The sequence below is a fragment of the Streptomyces sp. NPDC046831 genome, from assembly GCF_040645305.1.
Lineage (GTDB): Bacteria > Actinomycetota > Actinomycetes > Streptomycetales > Streptomycetaceae > Streptomyces.
This window is the reverse complement of record NZ_JBEYXZ010000003.1, coordinates 314173-334024: the sequence shown is the minus strand read 5'-3', so window position 1 is coordinate 334024 and position 19852 is coordinate 314173. Positions and strand designations below refer to the sequence as shown.

23 protein-coding genes and 1 tRNA gene are annotated in these 19852 nt (G+C 71.3%); 16 read left to right on the top strand and 8 right to left on the bottom strand.

What is annotated here, in order from left to right; translation table 11 throughout:
• On the top strand, positions 1–751 hold a 751-nt coding region (locus tag ABZ920_RS04910; RefSeq protein WP_361498830.1), incomplete at its 5' end, for an RDD family protein.
• Between the two features lie 30 nt (positions 752–781).
• On the opposite strand, the gene ABZ920_RS04905 is transcribed toward ABZ920_RS04910, so the two are convergent.
• A complete protein-coding gene (locus ABZ920_RS04905) occupies positions 782–1063 on the bottom strand; it encodes a hypothetical protein (RefSeq protein WP_361498828.1) in 282 nt (93 codons plus the stop codon).
• A gap of 426 nt (positions 1064–1489) precedes the next feature.
• On the opposite strand from ABZ920_RS04905, the gene ABZ920_RS04900 reads away from it, so the two are divergent.
• Together ABZ920_RS04900 and ABZ920_RS04895 are read left to right on the top strand one after the other, a co-directional pair.
• Positions 1490–3829: an immune inhibitor A domain-containing protein gene (locus ABZ920_RS04900; RefSeq protein WP_361498826.1), complete on the top strand. Its 2340-nt coding sequence runs from the start codon at positions 1490–1492 to the stop codon at positions 3827–3829.
• A 121-nt stretch (positions 3830–3950) separates the two neighbouring features.
• The gene (locus tag ABZ920_RS04895; RefSeq protein ID WP_361498824.1) at positions 3951–4343 is read left to right on the top strand and encodes a hypothetical protein; all 393 of its coding nucleotides are present in this window, start codon (positions 3951–3953) and stop codon (positions 4341–4343) included.
• 154 nt (positions 4344–4497) lie between these two features.
• On the opposite strand, the gene ABZ920_RS04890 is transcribed toward ABZ920_RS04895, so the two are convergent.
• On the bottom strand, positions 4498–5085 hold the full coding sequence (locus ABZ920_RS04890; protein WP_361498822.1) for an isochorismatase family protein: 588 nt from the start codon (positions 5083–5085) through the stop codon (positions 4498–4500).
• Between the two features lie 118 nt (positions 5086–5203).
• Positions 5204–6550, bottom strand: coding sequence for a nicotinate phosphoribosyltransferase (locus tag ABZ920_RS04885; RefSeq protein WP_361498820.1), 1347 nt, complete (start codon positions 6548–6550; stop codon positions 5204–5206).
• Between the two features lie 153 nt (positions 6551–6703).
• Between ABZ920_RS04885 and clpS the strand changes: the two genes are divergently transcribed.
• From clpS to ABZ920_RS04845, 8 genes are all read left to right on the top strand, one after another.
• Positions 6704–7012 (top strand): ATP-dependent Clp protease adapter ClpS, encoded by a 309-nt coding sequence (gene clpS, locus ABZ920_RS04880; protein ID WP_361498818.1) that lies wholly within the window; start codon positions 6704–6706, stop codon positions 7010–7012.
• A gap of 33 nt (positions 7013–7045) precedes the next feature.
• Positions 7046–7657, top strand: a complete 612-nt coding sequence (locus ABZ920_RS04875) for a DUF2017 domain-containing protein (protein WP_361498816.1) — start codon at positions 7046–7048, stop codon at positions 7655–7657.
• 348 nt (positions 7658–8005) lie between these two features.
• Positions 8006–9466, top strand: coding sequence for an amino acid permease (locus tag ABZ920_RS04870; RefSeq protein ID WP_361498814.1), 1461 nt, complete (start codon positions 8006–8008; stop codon positions 9464–9466).
• Positions 9467–9600: 134 nt separating this feature from the next.
• Positions 9601–10023, top strand: coding sequence for a M67 family metallopeptidase (locus ABZ920_RS04865; RefSeq protein ID WP_361498812.1), 423 nt, complete (start codon positions 9601–9603; stop codon positions 10021–10023).
• Positions 10024–10102: 79 nt separating this feature from the next.
• Positions 10103–10198: a putative leader peptide gene (locus ABZ920_RS04860; protein ID WP_361498810.1), complete on the top strand. Its 96-nt coding sequence runs from the start codon at positions 10103–10105 to the stop codon at positions 10196–10198.
• A 116-nt stretch (positions 10199–10314) separates the two neighbouring features.
• A complete protein-coding gene (locus ABZ920_RS04855; RefSeq protein WP_361498808.1) occupies positions 10315–10593 on the top strand; it encodes a MoaD/ThiS family protein in 279 nt (92 codons plus the stop codon).
• A gap of 5 nt (positions 10594–10598) precedes the next feature.
• The gene (locus ABZ920_RS04850; protein WP_361498806.1) at positions 10599–11549 is read left to right on the top strand and encodes a cysteine synthase; all 951 of its coding nucleotides are present in this window, start codon (positions 10599–10601) and stop codon (positions 11547–11549) included.
• A gap of 349 nt (positions 11550–11898) precedes the next feature.
• Entirely contained in the window at positions 11899–12465 is a 567-nt protein-coding gene (locus ABZ920_RS04845) for a hypothetical protein (protein ID WP_361498805.1), read from the top strand.
• Positions 12466–12563: 98 nt separating this feature from the next.
• On the opposite strand, the gene ABZ920_RS04840 is transcribed toward ABZ920_RS04845, so the two are convergent.
• Complete coding sequence (locus ABZ920_RS04840; RefSeq protein ID WP_361498803.1) at positions 12564–13025, bottom strand: type II toxin-antitoxin system PemK/MazF family toxin; 462 nt, start codon at positions 13023–13025, stop codon at positions 12564–12566.
• A 215-nt stretch (positions 13026–13240) separates the two neighbouring features.
• Here ABZ920_RS04840 and ABZ920_RS04835 point away from each other — a divergent pair, with 215 nt between their 5' ends.
• On the top strand, positions 13241–13993 hold the full coding sequence (locus ABZ920_RS04835) for an MBL fold metallo-hydrolase (RefSeq protein WP_361498801.1): 753 nt from the start codon (positions 13241–13243) through the stop codon (positions 13991–13993).
• A 174-nt stretch (positions 13994–14167) separates the two neighbouring features.
• On the opposite strand, the gene ABZ920_RS04830 is transcribed toward ABZ920_RS04835, so the two are convergent.
• On the bottom strand, positions 14168–15433 hold the full coding sequence (locus ABZ920_RS04830; protein WP_361498799.1) for a PTS transporter subunit EIIC: 1266 nt from the start codon (positions 15431–15433) through the stop codon (positions 14168–14170).
• 488 nt (positions 15434–15921) lie between these two features.
• Between ABZ920_RS04830 and ABZ920_RS04825 the strand changes: the two genes are divergently transcribed.
• The 4 genes from ABZ920_RS04825 to rdgB all read left to right on the top strand — a co-directional run bounded on the left by ABZ920_RS04825 (position 15922) and on the right by rdgB (position 18326).
• Complete coding sequence (locus tag ABZ920_RS04825; protein ID WP_361498797.1) at positions 15922–16155, top strand: PTS glucose/sucrose transporter subunit IIB; 234 nt, start codon at positions 15922–15924, stop codon at positions 16153–16155.
• Positions 16156–16322: 167 nt separating this feature from the next.
• The gene (gene rph / locus ABZ920_RS04820; RefSeq protein ID WP_361498795.1) at positions 16323–17060 is read left to right on the top strand and encodes a ribonuclease PH; all 738 of its coding nucleotides are present in this window, start codon (positions 16323–16325) and stop codon (positions 17058–17060) included.
• Positions 17061–17211: 151 nt separating this feature from the next.
• Positions 17212–17613: a hypothetical protein gene (locus ABZ920_RS04815; protein WP_361498793.1), complete on the top strand. Its 402-nt coding sequence runs from the start codon at positions 17212–17214 to the stop codon at positions 17611–17613.
• A 110-nt stretch (positions 17614–17723) separates the two neighbouring features.
• On the top strand, positions 17724–18326 hold the full coding sequence (gene rdgB / locus ABZ920_RS04810) for an RdgB/HAM1 family non-canonical purine NTP pyrophosphatase (protein WP_361498791.1): 603 nt from the start codon (positions 17724–17726) through the stop codon (positions 18324–18326).
• Between the two features lie 55 nt (positions 18327–18381).
• Here rdgB and ABZ920_RS04805 read toward each other — a convergent pair.
• From ABZ920_RS04805 to ABZ920_RS04795, 3 genes are all read right to left on the bottom strand, one after another.
• Positions 18382–18456: transfer RNA gene (locus tag ABZ920_RS04805), tRNA-Leu, on the bottom strand.
• A gap of 10 nt (positions 18457–18466) precedes the next feature.
• Positions 18467–19132 carry an HNH endonuclease signature motif containing protein gene (locus ABZ920_RS04800; protein ID WP_361498789.1) on the bottom strand — a complete coding sequence of 222 codons (666 nt, stop codon included), beginning with the start codon at positions 19130–19132 and terminating at the stop codon, positions 18467–18469.
• Positions 19129–19791, bottom strand: a complete 663-nt coding sequence (locus ABZ920_RS04795) for an HNH endonuclease signature motif containing protein (protein WP_361498787.1) — start codon at positions 19789–19791, stop codon at positions 19129–19131. The genes ABZ920_RS04800 and ABZ920_RS04795 overlap by 4 nt, the downstream gene beginning before the upstream one ends.
• Positions 19792–19852 lie beyond the last annotated feature (61 nt).

Here is a 19852-nt window from a genome sequence, read left to right as displayed (position 1 = left end):
GTACGACCGGCCTCCCGGCGAGAACCCTCAGGGCGGCAGCCCGTACGACCGGCCTCCCGGCGAGAACCCTCAGGGCGGCAGCCCGTACGACCGGCCTCCCGGCGAGAACCCTCAGGGCGGCAGCCCGTACGACCGGCCCCCCGGCGAGAACCCTCAGGGCGGCAGCCCCTACGACCGGCCTCCCGGCGGGGAAGGCCCCCACGGCGGTGGATCGCAAGGCGGCGGTGGGCCGCAGGGTCCGTACGGCGGCGGCCCCCAGGGCCCGTACGGCGGCGGCGAGTACCCGTCCGACCCGCTCGCCGGCATGCCCCCGCTCGCGGATCCCGGGAGGCGCACGCTCGCCCGGATCATCGACCTGGTCCTCGTCGGCGTCGTCGTCTGGCTGCTCACCTGGGGCCTGCGGGTGAACGAGTACATGGTGAACACCGAGCGGATCGAGATCGGCAGGTCGTTCACCCAGTCCGTGATCGCCGCCGTGCTCTACATCGCCTACGACACCTACCTGACCGCCCGGTCGGGGCAGACGCTCGGCAAGAAGTGGCTGGGCATGCGGGTGGCCGACCTCGGCAACGGTGCCACCCCGTCGGTGCAGACCGCGCTGGTCCGCGCGCTGGTGCTCTGGCTGCCCTTCTGGTTCTGCTGCGCCTGCGTCTGGCTGGCGGTCTCGGGCGGCTGGAGCTACTTCGACCGCCCCTACCGGCAGGGCCTGCACGACAAGGCGGCCAAGACGGTGGTGGTCAGCATCCGCTGACGGACCATCACATCTCAACGGCGGACGACGTCAGGAGGTCGTCGTACCCCGCGCCGCGTCCGCGCCGGCGGAGACGCGTTCGCGTCGCTCGGGTGGCCGCTGCCGTGGTGCGGCAGGTGTCTCGGGTGCCGAGGGACGCGCCTCGGGCAGCGGCACCGTCAGGGCGACGAGCAGTCCGAGGCCGAGCGCCGCGACGGCGATGACGGCGATCCACAGGCCCGAACTCGTCTGCGACAGCAGCAGCATGGCGAGCGTCGAGAGAAGCACGGTGCAGCAACCGTAGGCGAGCTGTGCGGCAGTCGGACGAGGCATGGCAATCGTGTCCTCGGCAGGATCGGGGGTGAGACGGGGTGCCGGCCTGGCTTTCCGCCGACTTCCTGACGTTCCGCCATTCGACTCTAACCGCCTCCATGCCCGAGGGGAACGGCCGGTAAGCGTGACCTAACCCACGGTACCGGTGCATGGGGGGCGCACGGAGTCATACCGTCCACGAAGTGGACGTGCGCGCGCGCCGTCGCCCGCCACCCCGGCCGTCCGCAAAGCGGACGCCGGCTCCGCATAATGCACTTGACCTGTCCAAGTCAAGGTCTGTCTTTTCTCTTGAACTTGCAGTCAAATGTCGTCACTTGACTACACGCGTTGATCGCGCGCGGACTTCCGCATGCCCGCATCCCGCATGCCCGCATGCCCCGGGACTCCCTTCCGCGCGCCCTGGGACGCGTCAGGGGAGGACAGCACGTGACCAGCAGACCCTGGACGTTCAGAACGGCCGCGATCGGTGTCGCGCTCGCGGCGGCCACCGCCTCGTTCTCGACGTTCGCCGTGGCGGAGGCCGCGACGACGGACACCTCCGCCTCCGTCGACCGGCACGACCCGCAGCCGGTGAAGATGGCGGAGCACGACCTCGACGGCCCGCTGAGCAAGACTCAGGAAGCCCAGCGCCAGGAGGCGCTGAACCAGGTCATCGCCGGCAAGGCGCAAGTGAAGGACCGCAACGGTTCGAAGGTCGTCCAGCTGACGGGCGAGGACAAGTACGTCGAGCTGGGCCGGCAGAAGACCGACAAGATCTTCACCATCCTGGTGGAGTTCGGCGACCAGGTCGACCCGCGGTACGGCGGCGACGCCGGCCCGCTGCACAACCGGATAGCCGCGCCCGACCGCAAGCTGGACAACAGCACGGAGTGGCAGCAGGACTACGACCGGAAGCACTTCGAGAACATGTACTTCGGCACCGGCGAGGGTGTCGAGTCCATGAAGAAGTACTACGAGAAGCAGTCCTCGGGCCGCTACTCGGTCGACGGCGAGGTCTCCGACTGGGTCAAGGTGCCCTACAACGAGGCCCGTTACGGCTCCAACTACTGCGGTGACAGCACCTGCTCCAGCGTGTGGAACGTCGTCAGCGACGGCGTCACCGCCTGGGTGGCCCAGCAGAAGGCGGCCGGCAAGTCCGACGCCGACATCAAGGCGGACCTGGCCAACTACGACCAGTGGGACCGCTACGACTTCGACGGCGACGGCAACTTCAACGAGCCCGACGGCTACATCGACCACTTCCAGATCGTGCACGCCGGTGAGGACGAGTCCGCCGGCGGCGGCGTCCAGGGCGAGGACGCGATCTGGGCGCACCGCTGGTACGCCTTCGGCACCGACGCCGGCGCCACCGGCCCCGAGAACAACAGGCTCGGCGGCACCCAGATCGGCCAGACCGGCATCTGGGTCGGCGACTACACCATCCAGCCGGAGAACGGCGGACTCGGCGTCTTCGCCCACGAGTACGGCCACGACCTCGGCCTGCCCGACGAGTACGACACCGCCGGCGGTGAGAACTCCACCGGTTTCTGGACGCTGATGTCCTCCGGTTCCTGGCTCGGCCGCGGCGAGGACGCCATCGGCGACCTGCCGGGCGACATGAACTCCTGGGACAAGCTCCAGCTCGGCTGGCTGAACTACGACACCGCCAAGGCCGGTGTGAAGTCCTGGCACAAGCTGGGCGTCGCCGAGTACAACACCAAGCACCGCCAGGCGCTGGTCGTCTCCCTGCCGGACAAGGCGGTCACCACCGAGGTGGTCACCCCGGCCGAGGGCTCGACCCAGTGGTGGAGCGGCAGCGGTGACGACCTCAGGAACACCCTGACCCGTTCCGTCGACCTCACCGGCAAGTCGTCGGCCGCCCTCACCCTGGACGGCTGGTACGACATCGAGGCCAACTACGACTTCCTCTACGCCGAGGTGTCGACCGACGGCGGCGCCAACTGGACCGCCCTGGACGGGACCGTGGACGGCCAGCCCGTCCCGCGGGACGGCAGCGACAAGCCGGCCCTGACCGGCACGGTCGACGGCTACAGCAAGCTGTCGTACCCGCTCGACGCCTACGCCGGCCAGAAGATCCAGCTCCGCTTCCGCTACCAGACGGACGGCGGCGTGGCGCAGAAGGGCTTCGCGGCCGACGAGATCACGGTGACCGCCGACGGCGCCACCCTGTTCTCCGACAACGCCGAGTCCGCGGACGCGGCCTGGACGGCGAACGGCTTCTCCCGTATCGGCGCGTCCTTCACCAAGGACTACAAGCAGTACTACCTCGCCGAGAACCGCCAGTACGTCTCGTACGACACGACCCTGAAGACGGGCCCGTACAACTTCGGCTTCGCCGGCCGCCCGGACTGGGTGGAGCACTACCCGTACCAGAACGGCCTGCTGATCTGGAAGTGGGACACCTCCCAGCTGGACAACAACACCAGCGCCCACCCGGGCACCGGTCTGATCCTGCCGGTCGACTCGCACCCGGCGGCGCTGCGGTGGACCGACGGCACCCTGATGCGCAACCGCATCCAGGCGTACGACTCGCCCTTCAGCCTGTACGGGACGGACGGCATCACGCTGCACAAGGCGGACGTCGCCAAGCAGATCAAGGCGTCGAGGGGTGTGTCCGTCTTCAACGACCGGACCAACACCTACTACGACCCGTCGAACCCGGCCGGTGGTGTCGAGGTCACTGACACCAACACCAAGATCTCGATCCTCAAGGAGGCCTGGGACGGCTCCACGATCGAGCTCCAGGTGGACCGCGCCGCCAAGTAGTCGGTAAAGGCGCAGGTCGCACACGTTTCGGCGGCAACCCCTTGGCGGGTTGCCGCCGATCGTGTTTAGGTGCGTCCTATGGCTCGCTTATTGACACCGACGGGGACGGGGAAGTGACCGCATGACCGCAGGAGGTTTCTGCAAGCTGCCGAGCGGCACGGTGGTGGTGGCGCTGAACCTGCCCAGTCCCGCCGCCGACGGCCCGGCCGGCGGCGCTCCCGGCGGGGGAGTGCGCGTACTGATCCACGCCCGCAACCGCGCCCGTGCGCTGACGCGCCTGCGCAACCTGGGCCTGCGGGCGGTCTACCTGCGCGGCAACGCGGCCCCGCCGACGCCGGACGAGATCACCGCGGTCCTGCACCACCCGGACGGCCTGATATGGCGCACGGCCCCCGGCGGCGCCGTCGGGCAGAGCGCCGGCCGGACGGAGCTGTGGCGTTCGATCCGGTCCCTGCCGGGCCGCCCGACGTCCCCCACGGAGCCCCGTCGCCCACGGGTCACGGACCGGGGCTGACGTCTCCGCCCGGCCGGGTGGGCAGGGCTGACGGTCTCCGCCCGGCCCGGCGCGCAGGCGCTCACGGCTACCGCCCGGCCCGGCGCGCAGGGGCCGACGGTCCGCGCCCGGCCCGGTGGGCAGGCGCTCACGGGCCGGGTCCGGTGCGCGGGACCTAGGCGACGACCGGTTTGCCCGTGAGTTCGATGCCCGCCCGCCGCATCTCCTCCAGGGCCCGGCCGGTGGTCTCCTCGGCCACCCCGGCGGTCAGGTCCAGCAGGACCCTGGTGCGGAAGCCCTCCTTCACCGCGTCCAGGGCCGTGGCCCGCACGCAGTGGTCCGTGGCGATGCCCACCACGTCGACCTCGCCGATCTCCCGGGCCTTCAGCCAGTCGGCCAGCGACAGCCCGTTCTCGTCGGCGCCCTCGAAGCCGCTGTAGGCCGCCGCGTAGGCGCCCTTGTCGAAGACGGCGTCGATCGCGCCGGAGGCGACGGCGGGGGCGAAGTTCGGGTGGAAGCCCACGCCCTCGGTGCCGGCGACGCAGTGCGCGGGCCAGGAGCGGACGTAGTCGGGGTCGTCGGCGAAGTGGCCGCCGGGCGCTATGTGGTGGTCCCGGGTGGCCACCACGTGGCGGTACCCGGCCGGCGCCTGGCCGATCAGCTCGGTGATGGCGGCGGCGACGTCGGCACCCCCGGCCACCGCGAGGCTGCCCCCCTCGCAGAAGTCGTTCTGCACGTCTACGACGATCAAGGCGCGGCGCATGGTCGGTGTCCTTCGGCTGTCGGGTCGGTGGGAGGAGGCGTGTGTCACCCGGCGGGCCCGGTGGCACCGGGGTCCGCGCGGGAGGGGCCGGGGGCTCCTGCGGGAGTGGGCACCCGCTTTAGCTACCCGAGCCCGTCTGCACGTACTCCGTCGGAATGACCGGCTCCCCGCGGGAGAGCTGCGTCGCCGACAGCGGCAGCCCGGCGCGGGCGGCGGCGTGCCGGCCCCGGGCGGCGTCCAGGGGCTCACGGCCGACGACCTCGCCGCCCTTGACCATCTCGACCAGCAACTGCCGGTCGGCGAGGCCGGCGGGCACCGGGCCGGTGCCGACGACCTCGGCCTCGGCGACCCCGTACGCGTCCAGGCGCCGTGCGGCCCACTTGCGCCCGCCGACGGAGGTCTTGCCGCCGGTGGACTTCTTCGCCACCGGCACCAGCGGGGCGGCGGGATCGGCGCTCTCGGCGCGGGCGACCAGCTTGTAGACCATCGAGGCCGTCGGGTGGCCGGACCCGGTCACCAGCTGCGTGCCGACGCCGTAGGCGTCCACGGGTGCCGCCGCCAGCGAGGCGATGGCGTACTCGTCGAGGTCCGAGGTGACGACGATCTTGGTGTCGTGGGCGCCCAGCTCGTCGAGCTGCTGCCGGACGCGGTGGGCGACCAGCAGCAGGTCGCCTGAGTCGATGCGCACGGCGCCCAGCTCCGGCCCGGCCACCTCGACGGCGGTGCGGACGGCCTCGGCGACGTCGTAGGTGTCCACCAGCAGGGTGGTGCCCCGGCCGAGGGAGTCCACCTGGGCCCGGAAGGCGTCCCGCTCGTTGTCGTGCAGCAGGGTGAAGGCGTGGGCGGAGGTGCCGACGGTCGGGATGTTGTACCGGAAGCCGGCCGCCAGGTCCGAGGTGGTCGCGAACCCGCCGACGTAGGCGGCCCGGGCCGCGGCGACCGCGGCCAGCTCGTGGGTGCGGCGCGCGCCCATCTCGATCAGCGGCCGGTCACCGGCGGCGGACGACATGCGCGAGGCGGCGGCCGCGATCGCCGAGTCGTGGTTGAGGATCGACAGGATCACGGTCTCCAGCAGCACGCACTCGCCGAAGGTGCCCTCCACCCGCATGATCGGCGAGCCGGGGAAGTACACCTCGCCCTCCGGGTAGCCCCAGATGTCGCCGCTGAACCGGTAGTCCGCCAGCCACTGAAGTGTCGCCTCGTCGACGACACCGCGGTCGCGCAGGAAGGACAGGACGCCCGGGTCGAAGCGGAAGTTCGCCACCGCGTCCAGGACGCGGCCGGTGCCCGCCACGACGCCGTAGCGCCGTCCGTCGGGCAGGCGCCGGGTGAAGACCTCGAAGACGCTCCGCCGCCCGGCGGTGCCGGCCTTCAGGGATGCCTGCAGCATCGTGAGCTCGTACTGGTCCGTGAAGAGCGCCGTCGAGGGAACGTCCACCGGCAGCCCAAGGTCCGCTGTGTTCATGGTGCGGGATCGTACTCCGATTTCGTCAGTCTGACGATTTCTGGGGCCGTCGTGCGGATCACCTCCGCACCCGCCCGGCCGGGCGGGCACGAACGGCGCAGCGCGGCGGGGTCCGTTTGTGCTCCTACCCCCCGGCGGTGGCAGCATGGGCATGTGACCTCACCCGCTCCCGCAGAGATCGAACGCCCCGAGTCGGCGGAGGAAACATTCGCCGTCCCCGAGCCCGACGTGCCCTGGGTCACGATCGTCCACAACGACCCGGTCAACCTCATGAGCTACGTGACGTACGTCTTCCAGACGTACTTCGGCTACTCCAAGGACAAGGCCACCAAGCTCATGCTCGACGTCCACCACAAGGGCCGGGCGGTCGTCTCCAGCGGCAGCCGCGAGGAGATGGAGCGGGACGTGCAGGCCATGCACGGTTACGGTCTGTGGGCCACCCTCCAGCAGGACCGGAAATAGCCCCCAGGACCGACAGGCAGCGAACCCACCTCCATGCCAGGACACTTCGAACCGCTTCCCGGCGGCGGCGCGGCCGTCGCGCTCGACGACGTCGAGATCTCCATCATCAGGTCGCTGGCCGTGCAGCTCCTGGAGCTGATCGGCCCCGGCCCCGCCGACGGCGGGTCCGCCGATCCGCTCGCCGAGCTGTTCGCCGACGGCCCGAGCGAGCCGCCCTCCGACCCGGTGCTCAGGCGGCTGTTCCCCGACGCCTACAGCGACCCCGAGGAGGCCCCCGCCTCACCGCAGAAGGCCGAGGAGCAGCGCGCGCACTCCGCCGAGTTCCGCCGCTACACCGAGAACGACCTGCGCGCCGGCAAGCGCGACAACGCCCTCGCGGTGATCCGCTCGCTGGACGAGCTGGCCTCCGCGTCCGCCGGCGAGGGCGCAGCGGTGCTGCGCCTGTCGCCGCAGGAGTCCAGGCGGTGGCTCGGCGCCCTGAACGACCTGCGCCTGGCCATCGGCTCCCGGCTGGAGATCTCCGAGGAGGACGACACCGACGACCTCTTCCGGCTCCCGGACGAGGACCCGCGCAAGCCCATGGTGATGGCCTACCTCTGGCTCGGCGGCCTCCAGGAGACCCTCGTCAGCACCCTTATGCCCTGATCTGCCCGGGCGTGACCGGTGGGGTGTTCGCTCAACGGACACTCAAATCCGGATAACGATCCCGTCACCGCGCCGGCCCGGTACGGCCGGTCGTGGTGCGCTTTGTCCCCTTCTTCCTGTGCGATGCGCCACAGCGCGCACCGACGATCAGTCCCGCGCGCGTGGTAAATCTTCACGACCGCCCGGCGGACACCACCCATGTCCCGTCGGGTGCGCCACCGAGTCGGCAACCGCCGGCCAGGCACGAGCGGCTCCGCAGGCCGCTCAGCTCCAGGTATCCGGGGGGATCGCAACCCGATCCGCGGCCGACCAGCGGCCCGGGTCGGCATGGAGAAAGGCGCACCACACATGACCTCATCGCAGGTCGGGAAGAGCTACGACGAGCACGGCCGCAATGACGTCGTGAGCGGCGACGCTCCCGAAGAGGGATACGAGCGAGGACTCGGCAGCCGCCAGGTCCAGATGATCGCGATCGGCGGCGCCATCGGCGTCGGCCTCTTCCTGGGCGCCGGGGCGAACATCGCCAAGGCCGGCCCCAGTCTCATCCTCATGTACGCCCTCGCGGGCGTCATCATCTTCTTCATCATGCGGGCGCTCGGCGAGCTCCTGCTCTACCGCCCGGTCTCGGGCTCCTTCGCCGAGTACTCCCGCGAGTTCCTCGGCCCGTTCTTCGGCTACTTCACCGCCTGGACGTACTGGCTGATGTGGGTGGTGACCGGCATGGCCGAGCTGACGGCCGCCGCGATCTACGTCCACTACTGGTTCCCGTCCGTCCCGCAGTGGGTGACGGCGCTGGTCTTCCTCGTCGTGCTGTTCGTGGCCAACCTGATCTCGGTGAAGCTCTTCGGCGAGATCGAGTTCTGGTTCTCCATGGTCAAGGTCACCGCCCTCATCGGCATGATCGTCATCGGCCTGGGCGTCCTCACCTTCGGCTTCAGCGCCGCCGGCGACACCGCGGCCGTCTCCAACCTGTGGGCCTTCGACGGCTTCTTCCCCAAGGGCATCGGCTCGTCCCTGATGACCCTGCAGGGCGTCATGTTCGCCTACCTCGCCGTCGAGCTGGTCGGCGTCACCGCCGGTGAGTCCGAGGACCCGGAGAAGACCCTCCCCAAGGCGATCAACACCCTGCCCTGGCGCATCGCCCTGTTCTACGTCGGCGCCCTCACCGTCATCCTGTGCGTGGTCAAGTGGACCGAGTTCGCCCCGGGTGTCAGCCCCTTCGTGAAGGCGTTCGCGGTCATCGGCATCCCGGCCGGCGCCGCCATCGTCAACTTCGTCGTGCTCACCGCCGCCCTGTCGTCCTGCAACTCCGGCATGTACTCCACCGGCCGCATGCTGCGCACCCTCGCCGACAACGGCGAGGCCCCGCGGGTCTTCAGCAAGCTGTCCGCCTCCAAGACGCCGGCCCTCGGCATCACCGTCTCCGTCGCCTTCATGGGCATCGGCGTCGTCCTGAACTACGTCGTCCCCGAGAAGGCCTTCGGCTACGTCACCTCCGTCGCCACCGCCGCCGGCATCTGGACCTGGCTGATGATCCTCGTCAGCCACGTCCTGTACCGCCGCGCCGTCGACGCGGGCCGGCTGCGCGCCTCCTCCTTCCCCGCGCCGGGCGGCGCGGTGTGCAGCTGGATCGCGATCGCCTTCCTGCTCTTCGTCACGGGCCTGATCGCCTACGACGCCGACTCCCGGGTCTGCCTGTACGTGATGGCCGTGTGGGCGGTCGCCCTCGGCATCGGATGGTGGGTCCTCAAGGCCCGCAACCCGGAGGTCACCTCCCGTCGCGAGCCGGAGCTCGAGAACGTGGGCTGACCCCCTCCGCCCGGACGTCCGGCCGCCGGGACCGCTCGTGGGAACCCCGCGGCCGCCGCTCAGGACGTCCGTCATGTGGGCCGCTTCGTACCACCCTTCGGTACGGGGCGGCCCGCCTGCTTATCCTGAGGCTCATGCTGACCATCACCCAGGCCCTGTACGACCGGATCGTCGCCCACGCCCGCGAGGACCACCCCGACGAGGCGTGCGGCGTCGTCGCCGGCCCGGCGGGCTCCGGCCGCCCCGAGCGGTTCATCCCCATGCTGAACGCCGCCCGCTCGCCCACCTTCTACGAGTTCGACTCGCAGGACCTGCTCAAGCTGTACCGCGAGATGGACGACCGCGACGAGGAACCGGTCGTGATCTACCACTCCCACACCGCGACCGAGGCCTACCCCTCCCGCACCGACGTCTCCTACGCCAACGAGCCCGGCGCGCACTACGTCCTGGTCTCCACCGCCGACACCGACGGCGCCGGCGACTTCCAGTTCCGCTCGTTCCGGATCGTGGAGGGGGAGATCACCGAGGAGGAGGTCAAGGTCGTCGACGCCTACTGATCTCACCCTTCGGTCGGGCAACGTCCGCAGGATGATACGGCACTCCGGACCGGGTGCCGGGAATCGATACGATGAGCCCATGGTTATGGACGACGTGAGCGAGAAGACGCCGGGCGCCCTGCTCGTGGCGCGGCTGCACGTCGACCTGTGCCGGCTCGACAGCGCCATCTGTTGACGCAGCACACCGCCGCCGTACGGCTGTGAGCCACGGCGCCCCGCCCCGCGTGACCGAACGCTCCGTGCCGCCGCGCGTCCACCGACCCGACCTCCATTCGACAGGAGTCCGAAGCCATGGCCATCGAGGTCCGTATCCCGACCATCCTCCGCCAGTACACCGACGGCCAGAAGGCCGTGGAGGGCAACGGGGACACCCTCGCCGACCTCTTCGCCGACCTCGAGACCCGGCACACCGGCATCCAGGCCCGCATCGTCGACGGCGGCCAGCTGCGCCGCTTCGTCAACGTCTACCTCAACGACGAGGACGTCCGCTTCCTCGACGGCATCAACACCAAGCTCGCCGACGGCGACAACGTGACGATCCTGCCGGCCGTGGCCGGCGGCATGGCCTGATCCGGATGCGTTACGACTCCCCGCTCGCCGCGGTCGGCAACACCCCACTGGTGCGCCTGCCGCGGCTGTCGCCGTCCGAGGACGTCCGCATCTGGGCGAAGCTGGAGGACCGCAACCCGACCGGCTCGGTCAAGGACCGCCCCGCACTGCACATGATCGAGCAGGCGGAGAAGGACGGGCGCCTCACCCCGGGGTGCACCATCCTCGAGCCGACCTCCGGCAACACCGGCATCTCCCTGGCCATGGCGGCCAAGCTCAAGGGCTACCGCATGGTCTGCGTGATGCCCGAGAACACCTCCCAGGAACGCCGGGACCTGCTGCGCATGTGGGGCGCCGAGATCATCTCCTCGCCCGCGGCCGGCGGCTCCAACACCGCCGTGCGCGTCGCCAAGGAGCTGGCCGCCGAGCACCCCGACTGGGTGATGCTGTACCAGTACGGCAACCCCGACAACGCCGGCGCCCACTACGCCACCACCGGCCCGGAGATCCTCGCCGACCTGCCCTCCGTCACCCACTTCGTCGCGGGCCTCGGCACCACCGGCACCCTCATGGGCGTCGGCCGCTACCTGCGCGAACACAAGCCGGACGTGAAGATCGTCGCCGCCGAGCCGCGCTACGACGACCTCGTCTACGGCCTGCGCAACCTCGACGAGGGCTTCGTCCCCGAGCTGTACGACGCCTCCGTGCTCACCACCCGCTTCTCCGTCGGCTCGGCCGACGCGGTCACCCGCACCCGCGAGCTGCTGCAGCAGGAGGGCATCTTCGCGGGCGTCTCCACCGGCGCGGCCCTGCACGCCGCGATCGGCGTCGGCCGCAAGGCCCTGAAGGCGGGCGAGAGCGCCGACATCGTCTTCGTCGTCGCCGACGGCGGCTGGAAGTACCTCTCCACCGGCGTCTACACGGCCGCCACCACCGAAGAGGCGATCGAGACGCTGCACGGCCAGCTCTGGGCCTAGGGCGTGTTTCGAAAGTCCCGTCTGCCCGGCGACGCCTGGCACGCACGCTCGCCGCGTTGTCGGGATCACCCCGATACATCCAGTATCGGGGCGACCCTCCGCCTTGCGATCGCACGCACCAGACGCCGCCGGGCCCGCCCTTCGGACGGACGACGCTACTTTCGAAACACGCCCCAGACCGGACCCGCGGTCCCCGGCCGCACGAACGGCACGAGCCCGGCCGGATCCGGAAGGATCCGACCGGGCTCCGCTGTGCGCGCGTCCGGCAGGCCTGCTGTGCTGGAAGACGTCACATAGGGCGCCAGGGAAACGGGCACCCGCACCGCACTGGCAGAAAGGCGGCCGCCCCATGCGCCGGACGACGACCTTCCACCGGGCCTCCGCCGCCGTCACCCTCGCGGCGGCGGCCGCGCTGCTCCTCGCGGCCTGCGGCACCGAGGCCGACGGCCCCGCCGACGGCACGGCGTCCCCCACGGCGGCACCGCCGGCGTCCGGCCCGTCCTCCCGGCCGGGCCCGCCGTCCCCCACCGCGCCCACGACCGGGGCCGGCCGGCCCTCCGCGTCCCCGTCCGCCACCACGCGGCCCTCCCCGGCGCGCTGCGCGGACCGCGTCGAACTCACCGCGGCCGACTCCGGCCGCACCCTCTGCCTGACCCCCGGCGGACAGCTCCGCCTCACCCTCGACGGCACCAGGGACCGCCCCTGGACACCGGTCAGGGCCACCGGCGACGTCCTGCGGGCCGCCAACGCCGGCATCGTCGTCCTGCCCGGCGACGCCGTCGCCGCCTTCGACGCCGTCAGGCCCGGGACCGCCCGGCTCACCTCGTCCCGCCCCCCGTGCGCCACCACGACGGACCCGGCCGCCTGCGAGGGCGCGGGGGAGTGGACCGTCACGGTGGAGGTGAGAAGGCCGTGAACGCCCGCCGGCCCCCGGCGCCGCCGGCCCGGCCCCCGCACCCGTCCGTGCCGTCCGGACCAGGACCGCGAGCGGCCGGCCGGCGCCCGGCCACCGCCTCACCCGGCCAGGTAGCGCACCTGGTCCCACAGCACGGGATCCACCACACCCACCCGGTGCCGGAAGTCCCACACCGGCACCTCCCGCACCTGGTCGGTCTCCAGGAAGCTGATACGGCCCTGCGCGTCCCCCACCGAACCCGGCGGCAGCGGGATCACACCCGCCCGCTCGCCGCGGTCCCTGCTGGTGATCCGGGCCACCCGCACCCGCCTGCCGTGCACGGACAGCACCAGGCAGGGCCGGTCCTTCGCCACCGCACCGGCGCCGCCCTCGCGCCCCTCGGCGTTCGGCACGTGCGCCCACCAGATCTCCGCGGGCTGCGGCCGCGCCCCACCGCCCCGCCCCGCCGCCCAGGACCGGCGCCGGGCGGGCCGCCGCCCCCGTCCCCACCCGTCGACGAGCGTGGCGACGAGCGCGAGCAGCACCACCGCCGCGAGCGCCAGCCACCAGGACGTGTCCATACGGACGACGTTACCGGCGCGCGATCCGCACCGCGCGCCCTTGGGACAACCGCACGCGCCCCACATCCAGCCGATCCGGTGACACCACAGGTGAGTTCGCCCACAACAGCCCTTGGTGGAGGAGCGACCCGCCCTTTCGCCCCTTACGCTCGACGGACCGCACGACCCCCGTCACCCCTTTCCGATGTCTTCCCGCCAGCGGAGGTTTCTGCTTCATGAAGCTCACCGTCGTCGGCTGCTCGGGGTCGTTCCCGTCCGCGGAATCGGCCTGTTCGAGCTATCTCGTCGAGGCCGACGGCTTCCGGCTGCTCCTCGACATGGGCAACGGCGCCCTGGGCGAGCTGCAGCGCCACTGCGGTCTCTACGACCTCGACGCGATCTTCCTCAGCCACCTGCACGTCGACCACTGCATCGACATGTGCTCCTACTTCGTCGTGCGCTACTACCGCTACGACGGCGGCCGCTGCGACCCCCTGCCCGTCTACGGACCCGAAGGCACCGAGCACCGGCTCACCACCGCCTACGCCGACACCCCCACCGCCTCGTCCATGAGCGAGGTGTTCGACTTCCGCACGGTCAAGCCGGGCACCTTCGACATCGGCCCCTTCACCGTCCACATCGAGCGGGTGGCCCACCCCGTGGAGGCGTACGGCATCCGCCTCGAACACGGCGGGCGGACGCTGACGTACTCGGGCGACACCGGCGTCAGCGAGGCGCTGGACGAACTCGCCCACGACGCCGACCTGTTCCTGTGCGAGGCCGCCTTCACCCACGGCAAGGAGGCCATCCCGGACCTGCACCTCAACGGCCGCGAGGCCGGCGAGACCGCCGCCCGGGCCCACGCCCGCCGCCTGCTGCTCACCCACATCCCCCCGTGGACCGACCCCCGGATCAACCTGGCGGACGCCCGCGCGGTCTACGACGGGCCGGTCGAGCTCGCCGCGCCGGGGGCGTCGTACGACGTCTGAGGCCGCGCCGAGCGGCCGCGCAGCCCGCGACGTGCCGGAGCTGGAACGCGGCCCCCGGTGTCCTCGGGGAAGGCGCGCTCCCCGGCCGCTCCCGGTCGAACAGAACGAAGGGCGCGTTCCCCGGTCCGCAGCGGGCCGGGGAACGCGCCCTTCGGCGTCGGTGTCCGGGAGGCCCTACTTGGCCTCCGCCTTCTGCATCTCCGCGAGCTCCTCGTCGGACTCACGGCCCGGCGTGGGCAGGTCGAACCTGGTGATGGCGAAGCGGAAGACCGCGTAGTAGACCGCCGCGAAGCACAGGCCCACCAGCACCAGACCCCACGGGTTGCTCGCGATGCCCAGGTTCAGCGCGAAGTCGACCGCACCCGCCGAGAAGCCGAACCCGTCCTTCATGCCCAGGGCCCAGGTCAGCGCCATCGAGACGCCGGTGAGCACGGCGTGGAAGGCGTAGAGGACCGGCGCGATGAACATGAACGTGAACTCGATCGGCTCGGTCACACCGGTCACGAACGACGTCAGCGCCAGCGAGAGCATCATGCCGCCGACGACCTTGCGGCGCTCGGGGCGCGCACAGTGCACGATCGCCAGGCAGGCGGCCGGCAGCGCGAACATCATGATCGGGAAGAAGCCCGTCATGAACTGGCCCGCCGTCGGGTCGCCGGCCAGGAAGCGCTGGATGTCGCCGCTCTTGCCGTGGTACTCGCCGGCCTGGAACCAGGGGAAGGAGTTCAGCAGGTGGTGCATGCCGATCGGGATCAGCGCGCGGTTGGCGACACCGAAGATGCCCGCGCCGACGGCCCCGGACCCCACCAGCCACTCACCGAGGTGGTGCAGACCCGTGCCCAGCACCGGCCAGATGTAGCCGAAGACGATGCCGATGACCAGGCCCGCGAAGGCCGACAGGATCGGGACCAGCCGGCGGCCGCCGAAGAAGCCCGCCCAGTCCGGCAGCTTGGTGCGGTAGAAGCGCTGGTAGAGCAGGGCCACCACGAGACCCATCACCACGCCGCCGAGGACCTTGGCGTCCACCGGCGCGTCCACCATGACGATCTTGCCGTCGACGACCTGCGCCACCTTCGGCAGGCTCTTGTCGGTGAACGTGCCCAGCACGTTCTTGAAGACCAGGTAGCCCACGACGGCCGCGAGCGCCGTCGAGCCGTCCGACTTCTTGGCGAAGCCGATCGCGATGCCCACGGCGAACAGCAGCGCCATGTTGTCGAGGATCGCGTTGCCGCCGGCCGCCATGAAGCCCGCGATCTTCGTCAGGAACGTGGGGAAGGAGGGCCGTCCCAGCATGTCCGCGTTGCCGAGACGCACCAGAAGGGCGGCCGCGGGCAGGACCGCCACGGGCAGCATCAGGCTGCGGCCGATGCGCTGCAGCACGGCCATCGGGCCGGCGCCCTTCTTCTTCTCGGCCGCGGGAGCGGCGGTGGCCGTGGTCACAACTTCCTCCAGTGGGCAGGGCGCCGCCCGTGACAGGGGGAGGGACGGCGGCGTCTCTGGTCTACACCACCTAGTGGTGTAGACCTGTTGTAGCACGACGGGGGCGGCCCGAGGAACCCGCGAATCCTGCTACTCGGGGACTACGCGCAGTGCCCGCCGGACGCCCCCCGGGCCACGCCGTCGAGCCCCGCCCCCGCGCCTCACGGGAAGCCCGCCGGGTCCGTCCGCGCGGCCCTCGCGGCGCCACCGGGAATCCGGCCGCCCGGCCGCCTCCCCACGGTACGACGGACCTCCCCCGCGCCGGTCCGCCAAGCCGCCCGCCCAGCCCTTGACCGCGTTTGTCCCCCGTCCGCAAGCTGGTGTAGACCAGTCGGCGACGGTTCCGCTGTCGTGACCGCCGCCCACGGGCACCCACGGCACAACCGCTCGCGAAGATCAGCCAACTGTGGGTTACTGCGACAAAGCGGTTCGGATCAGGGAGAAGGAACATGGCCAGCAAGGCTGAGAAGATCGTTGCCGGGCTCGGCGGCATCGACAACATCGACGAGATCGAAGGCTGCATCACCCGCCTGCGCACCGAGGTCAACGACCCCTCGCTGGTCGACGAAGCCGCCCTCAAGGCCGCCGGCGCCCACGGCGTCGTCACCATGGGCACCGCCGTCCAGGTCGTCATCGGCACCGACGCCGACCCCATCGCGGCCGAGATCGAAGACATGATGTGACACCGGCCCGCCCGGCACCCCGGGGTCCCTCCCGCCGCGGGAGGGGCCCCGCCCCACGAACCCCCAGAACCCGCCGGCGCCCGCCGTACCGGAGCCCGCCCCCACCACACGCCCCGGCCCGCCAGGGCGGCACTCCGGCCCCACCACGGGGCACTAGGCTCGACGCCATGTCTCGAATCGACGGCCGCACCCCCGAACAACTCCGCCCCGTCACCATCGAACGCGGCTGGAGCAAGCACGCCGAGGGCTCCGTCCTCGTCTCCTTCGGCGACACCAGGGTCCTCTGCACCGCCTCCGTCACCGAAGGCGTCCCGCGCTGGCGCAAGGGCAGCGGCGAAGGCTGGGTCACCGCCGAATACGCCATGCTGCCCCGCTCCACCAACACCCGCGGCGACCGCGAATCCGTCAAGGGCAGGATCGGCGGCCGCACCCACGAAATCTCCCGCCTCATCGGCCGCTCGCTGCGCTCCGTCGTCGACTACAAGGCCCTCGGCGAGAACACCGTCGTCCTCGACTGCGACGTCCTCCAGGCCGACGGCGGCACCCGCACCGCCGCCATCACCGGCGCCTACGTCGCCCTCGCCGACGCCATCGCCTGGGCCCGGGCCAAGAAGATCGTCCGCCCCGGCCGCCAGCCCCTCACCGGCACCGTCTCCGCCGTCTCCGTCGGCATCGTCGGCGGCGTCCCCCTCCTCGACCTGTGCTACGAGGAGGACGTCCGCGCCGACACCGACATGAACGTCGTCTGCACCGGCGACGGCCGCTTCGTCGAGGTCCAGGGCACCGCCGAGGCCGAACCCTTCACCCGCGACGAACTCAACACCCTCCTCGACCTCGCCGCCGCCGGCTGCGCCGACCTCACCGCCATCCAGCGCGCCGCACTCGAGACCTCCCTCGCCAGGTAAAAAACAGCCCAAGCCGACGAGGCCACCACGGGCAACCCGCCCACCCCGCACCGCGTCCCTACCGGTGCGGGCGTACGGCACACCGCCGTACGCCCGCACCGACGACGACCGGCGCCCACCAGGCGCCCGCCACGGGGAGGGAACCCACGCCATGGCCGCCAGCCGACACCGACGCCCCGGCCGCACCACCGCCATCACCACCGCTGCCGCCGCCGTGCTCACCCTGGCCCTCACCGGCTGCAGCGCCGTGGACAAGGCACTCGACTGCGTCCAGACCGCCGACTCCATCGCGGACAGCGTCACCGACCTCCAGCAGGCGGTCGAGAACGCGGCCGACGACCCCACCCGCACCGGCCAGTCCCTCGACGCCATCGAGCGGAACCTGAAGAAGATCGGCGACAGAACCGACAACGCCGACGTCAACAAGGCCGTCGACGACCTCGGCGCCGCCGTCGACAACGTCCGCACCGCCGTCGAGAACGGCGACCGGACCCCCGACATCAGCCCCGTCACCGACGCGGCCGGCGAACTCACCAAGGTCTGCACCCCCTGACCCCCTGACCGAACCGAGCGACCGGCAGGCACGGACCGGGGCGACGGGACCGGACCGGGGCGACGACACCGCGACGAACCGGGGCGGGACCAGCCGGGATACTGGACGGCATGACCCGCCTCATCCTCGCCACCCGCAACAACGGAAAGATCGCCGAACTGAGGGCCATCCTCGCCGACGCAGGCCTCACCCACGAGCTCATCGGCGCCGACGCCTACCCCGACATCCCCGACGTCAGGGAAACCGGCGTCACCTTCGCCGAGAACGCCCTCCTCAAGGCCCACGCCCTCGCCCGGGCCACCGGCATCCCCGCCGTCGCCGACGACTCCGGCCTCTGCGTCGACGTCCTCGGCGGCGCCCCCGGCATCTTCTCCGCCCGCTGGGCGGGCCGGCACGGCGACGACAAGGCCAACCTCGACCTCCTCCTCGCCCAGCTCTCCGACATCGACGAGGAACACCGCGCCGCCCACTTCGCCTGCGCGGCCGCCCTCGCCCTCCCCGACGGCACGGAACGGGTGGTCGAGGGCCACCTCCCCGGCACCCTGCGCCACACCCCGGCGGGCACCCACGGCTTCGGCTACGACCCGATCCTCCAGCCCGACGGGGAGACGCGCACCTGCGCCGAACTGACCCCCGAGGAGAAGAACGCGATCAGCCACCGCGGCAAGGCGTTCCGCGCGCTGGTACCGGCGGTGCGGGAGCTGCTGGGGTAAGCCCGCAAAGAGGGACCGCGCCTTCGAATCGAAGACGCGGCCCCTCTTTCACCTGTGGGCCCGGTGGGACTCGAACCCACGACGCACCGGATCTAAACCGGTGTCCTCTTGCCAGCTGGGATACGGGCCCGCGGCGGTGCCTACTCTACTGGGTGGCGTGCCGCACGCCCTCCGCCTCCTCTGCACCAGGTGCTGGTGATCGCATGGCAGTTGGGGCACAACAGCCGCAGGTTCTCCTGCCGGTCGTCGCTCCAGTCCCCGTTGATGTGGTCGATCTCCAGCGTCATGGGTCGGCCGAACCATTCCGGACCCGTCCCGCACCGGGCGCACTGCTCGGGAACGCCGACCGCGCGGAGCGCCTGGCGGAGGCGCCTGGTGCTCGTCCGGTGTCCGGCCTCGTGCCGCACCAGAACGCCCTCCGGCCGCAGGGCGGTGGGCGAGGGCTTTCCCCGCCGGTGCGCCTGCCCCAGGAAGTGTGCGGTCGAAAGCTTGTCGTCGGCGATCCACTGCCGAAGTCGCGCTCGCTGGGTACCGTGGCTTCCGAGCTCCAGCCGGCGCAGCACCTCGGCGAGGGAGACCGACTCGGCTACTGCCGACCGGAGTTCGTCGCGTGATGGCCGCAACTGCCTGCCACAGGGGCGGAAGTGGGAGATGTCGATGCCGTAGTGGGCGAAGCGCTTGGTCAGATAGGTGCGGAGGTAACCGTAAGGGCGGGCTCCGAAGAAGGCGATCACCTCGTCGAGGTCGGCACAGCAAGAGGCGGCGTCCTCCAGCTGTTGCCAGGTGTAGCGCGCACCGTCGCTCATGCGGCGGCGCCTTTTCGGCGCCTCTTGCCGCGCCCGCGGTAAGTGTCGGTCGCCGAGTGACAGTTCGGGCAGAGCAGGCGCAGGTTCCCGATCCGGTTGTTCCGCCAGTTCCCGTCGATGTGATCGACCTCCAGCGGGAGCGGAGCCCCCAGCCAGGTTCCGTCGATACCGCACAGGGCGCATCGCTCCTGCACCCCCGACTCGCTCAACGCCCTCCTGAGCCGGCTGTTCGGAACGCGCAGGGCGTGCGCCGACGTCTCCTCGACCAGGAGTTCCGCAGCTGTGCGGCGAGGACGGTGGCGTCCCGTGCGCTCCGTCCGGACCGCCGGTGTGAAGTGCGAAGTGTCGATGCCGCAGGCCCTGATGCGCCGGGAGATGTGGGTGTGATGCCCGCCGACGACGTCCAGGCCGAGCCGCCGCAGCACCTCGTTGACACTGCTCGACGCGGCCACCACTGGTTCCAGGACCTCCCTCGTCCACTTCACCCCCTCCCGCTCGAAGTGCGAGACGTCCACCCCCAGTTTCCGCATCCGCGCCGCCACATAGCGCCGGGTCGGGCTCCTGGGGTCCACGCCCAGCTTCTCCAGCGCCTCCGACAGCGTCCGTGCTCCCCGGGCCGCCTCCTCCAGTCGCTCCCGGGTGTACGCGCTCGCCCCCATGGATCCCCTCCGTTCTCGGCCACACGTTCGTGGCTTGTACGGAGTAACGAACCGGTGGTCG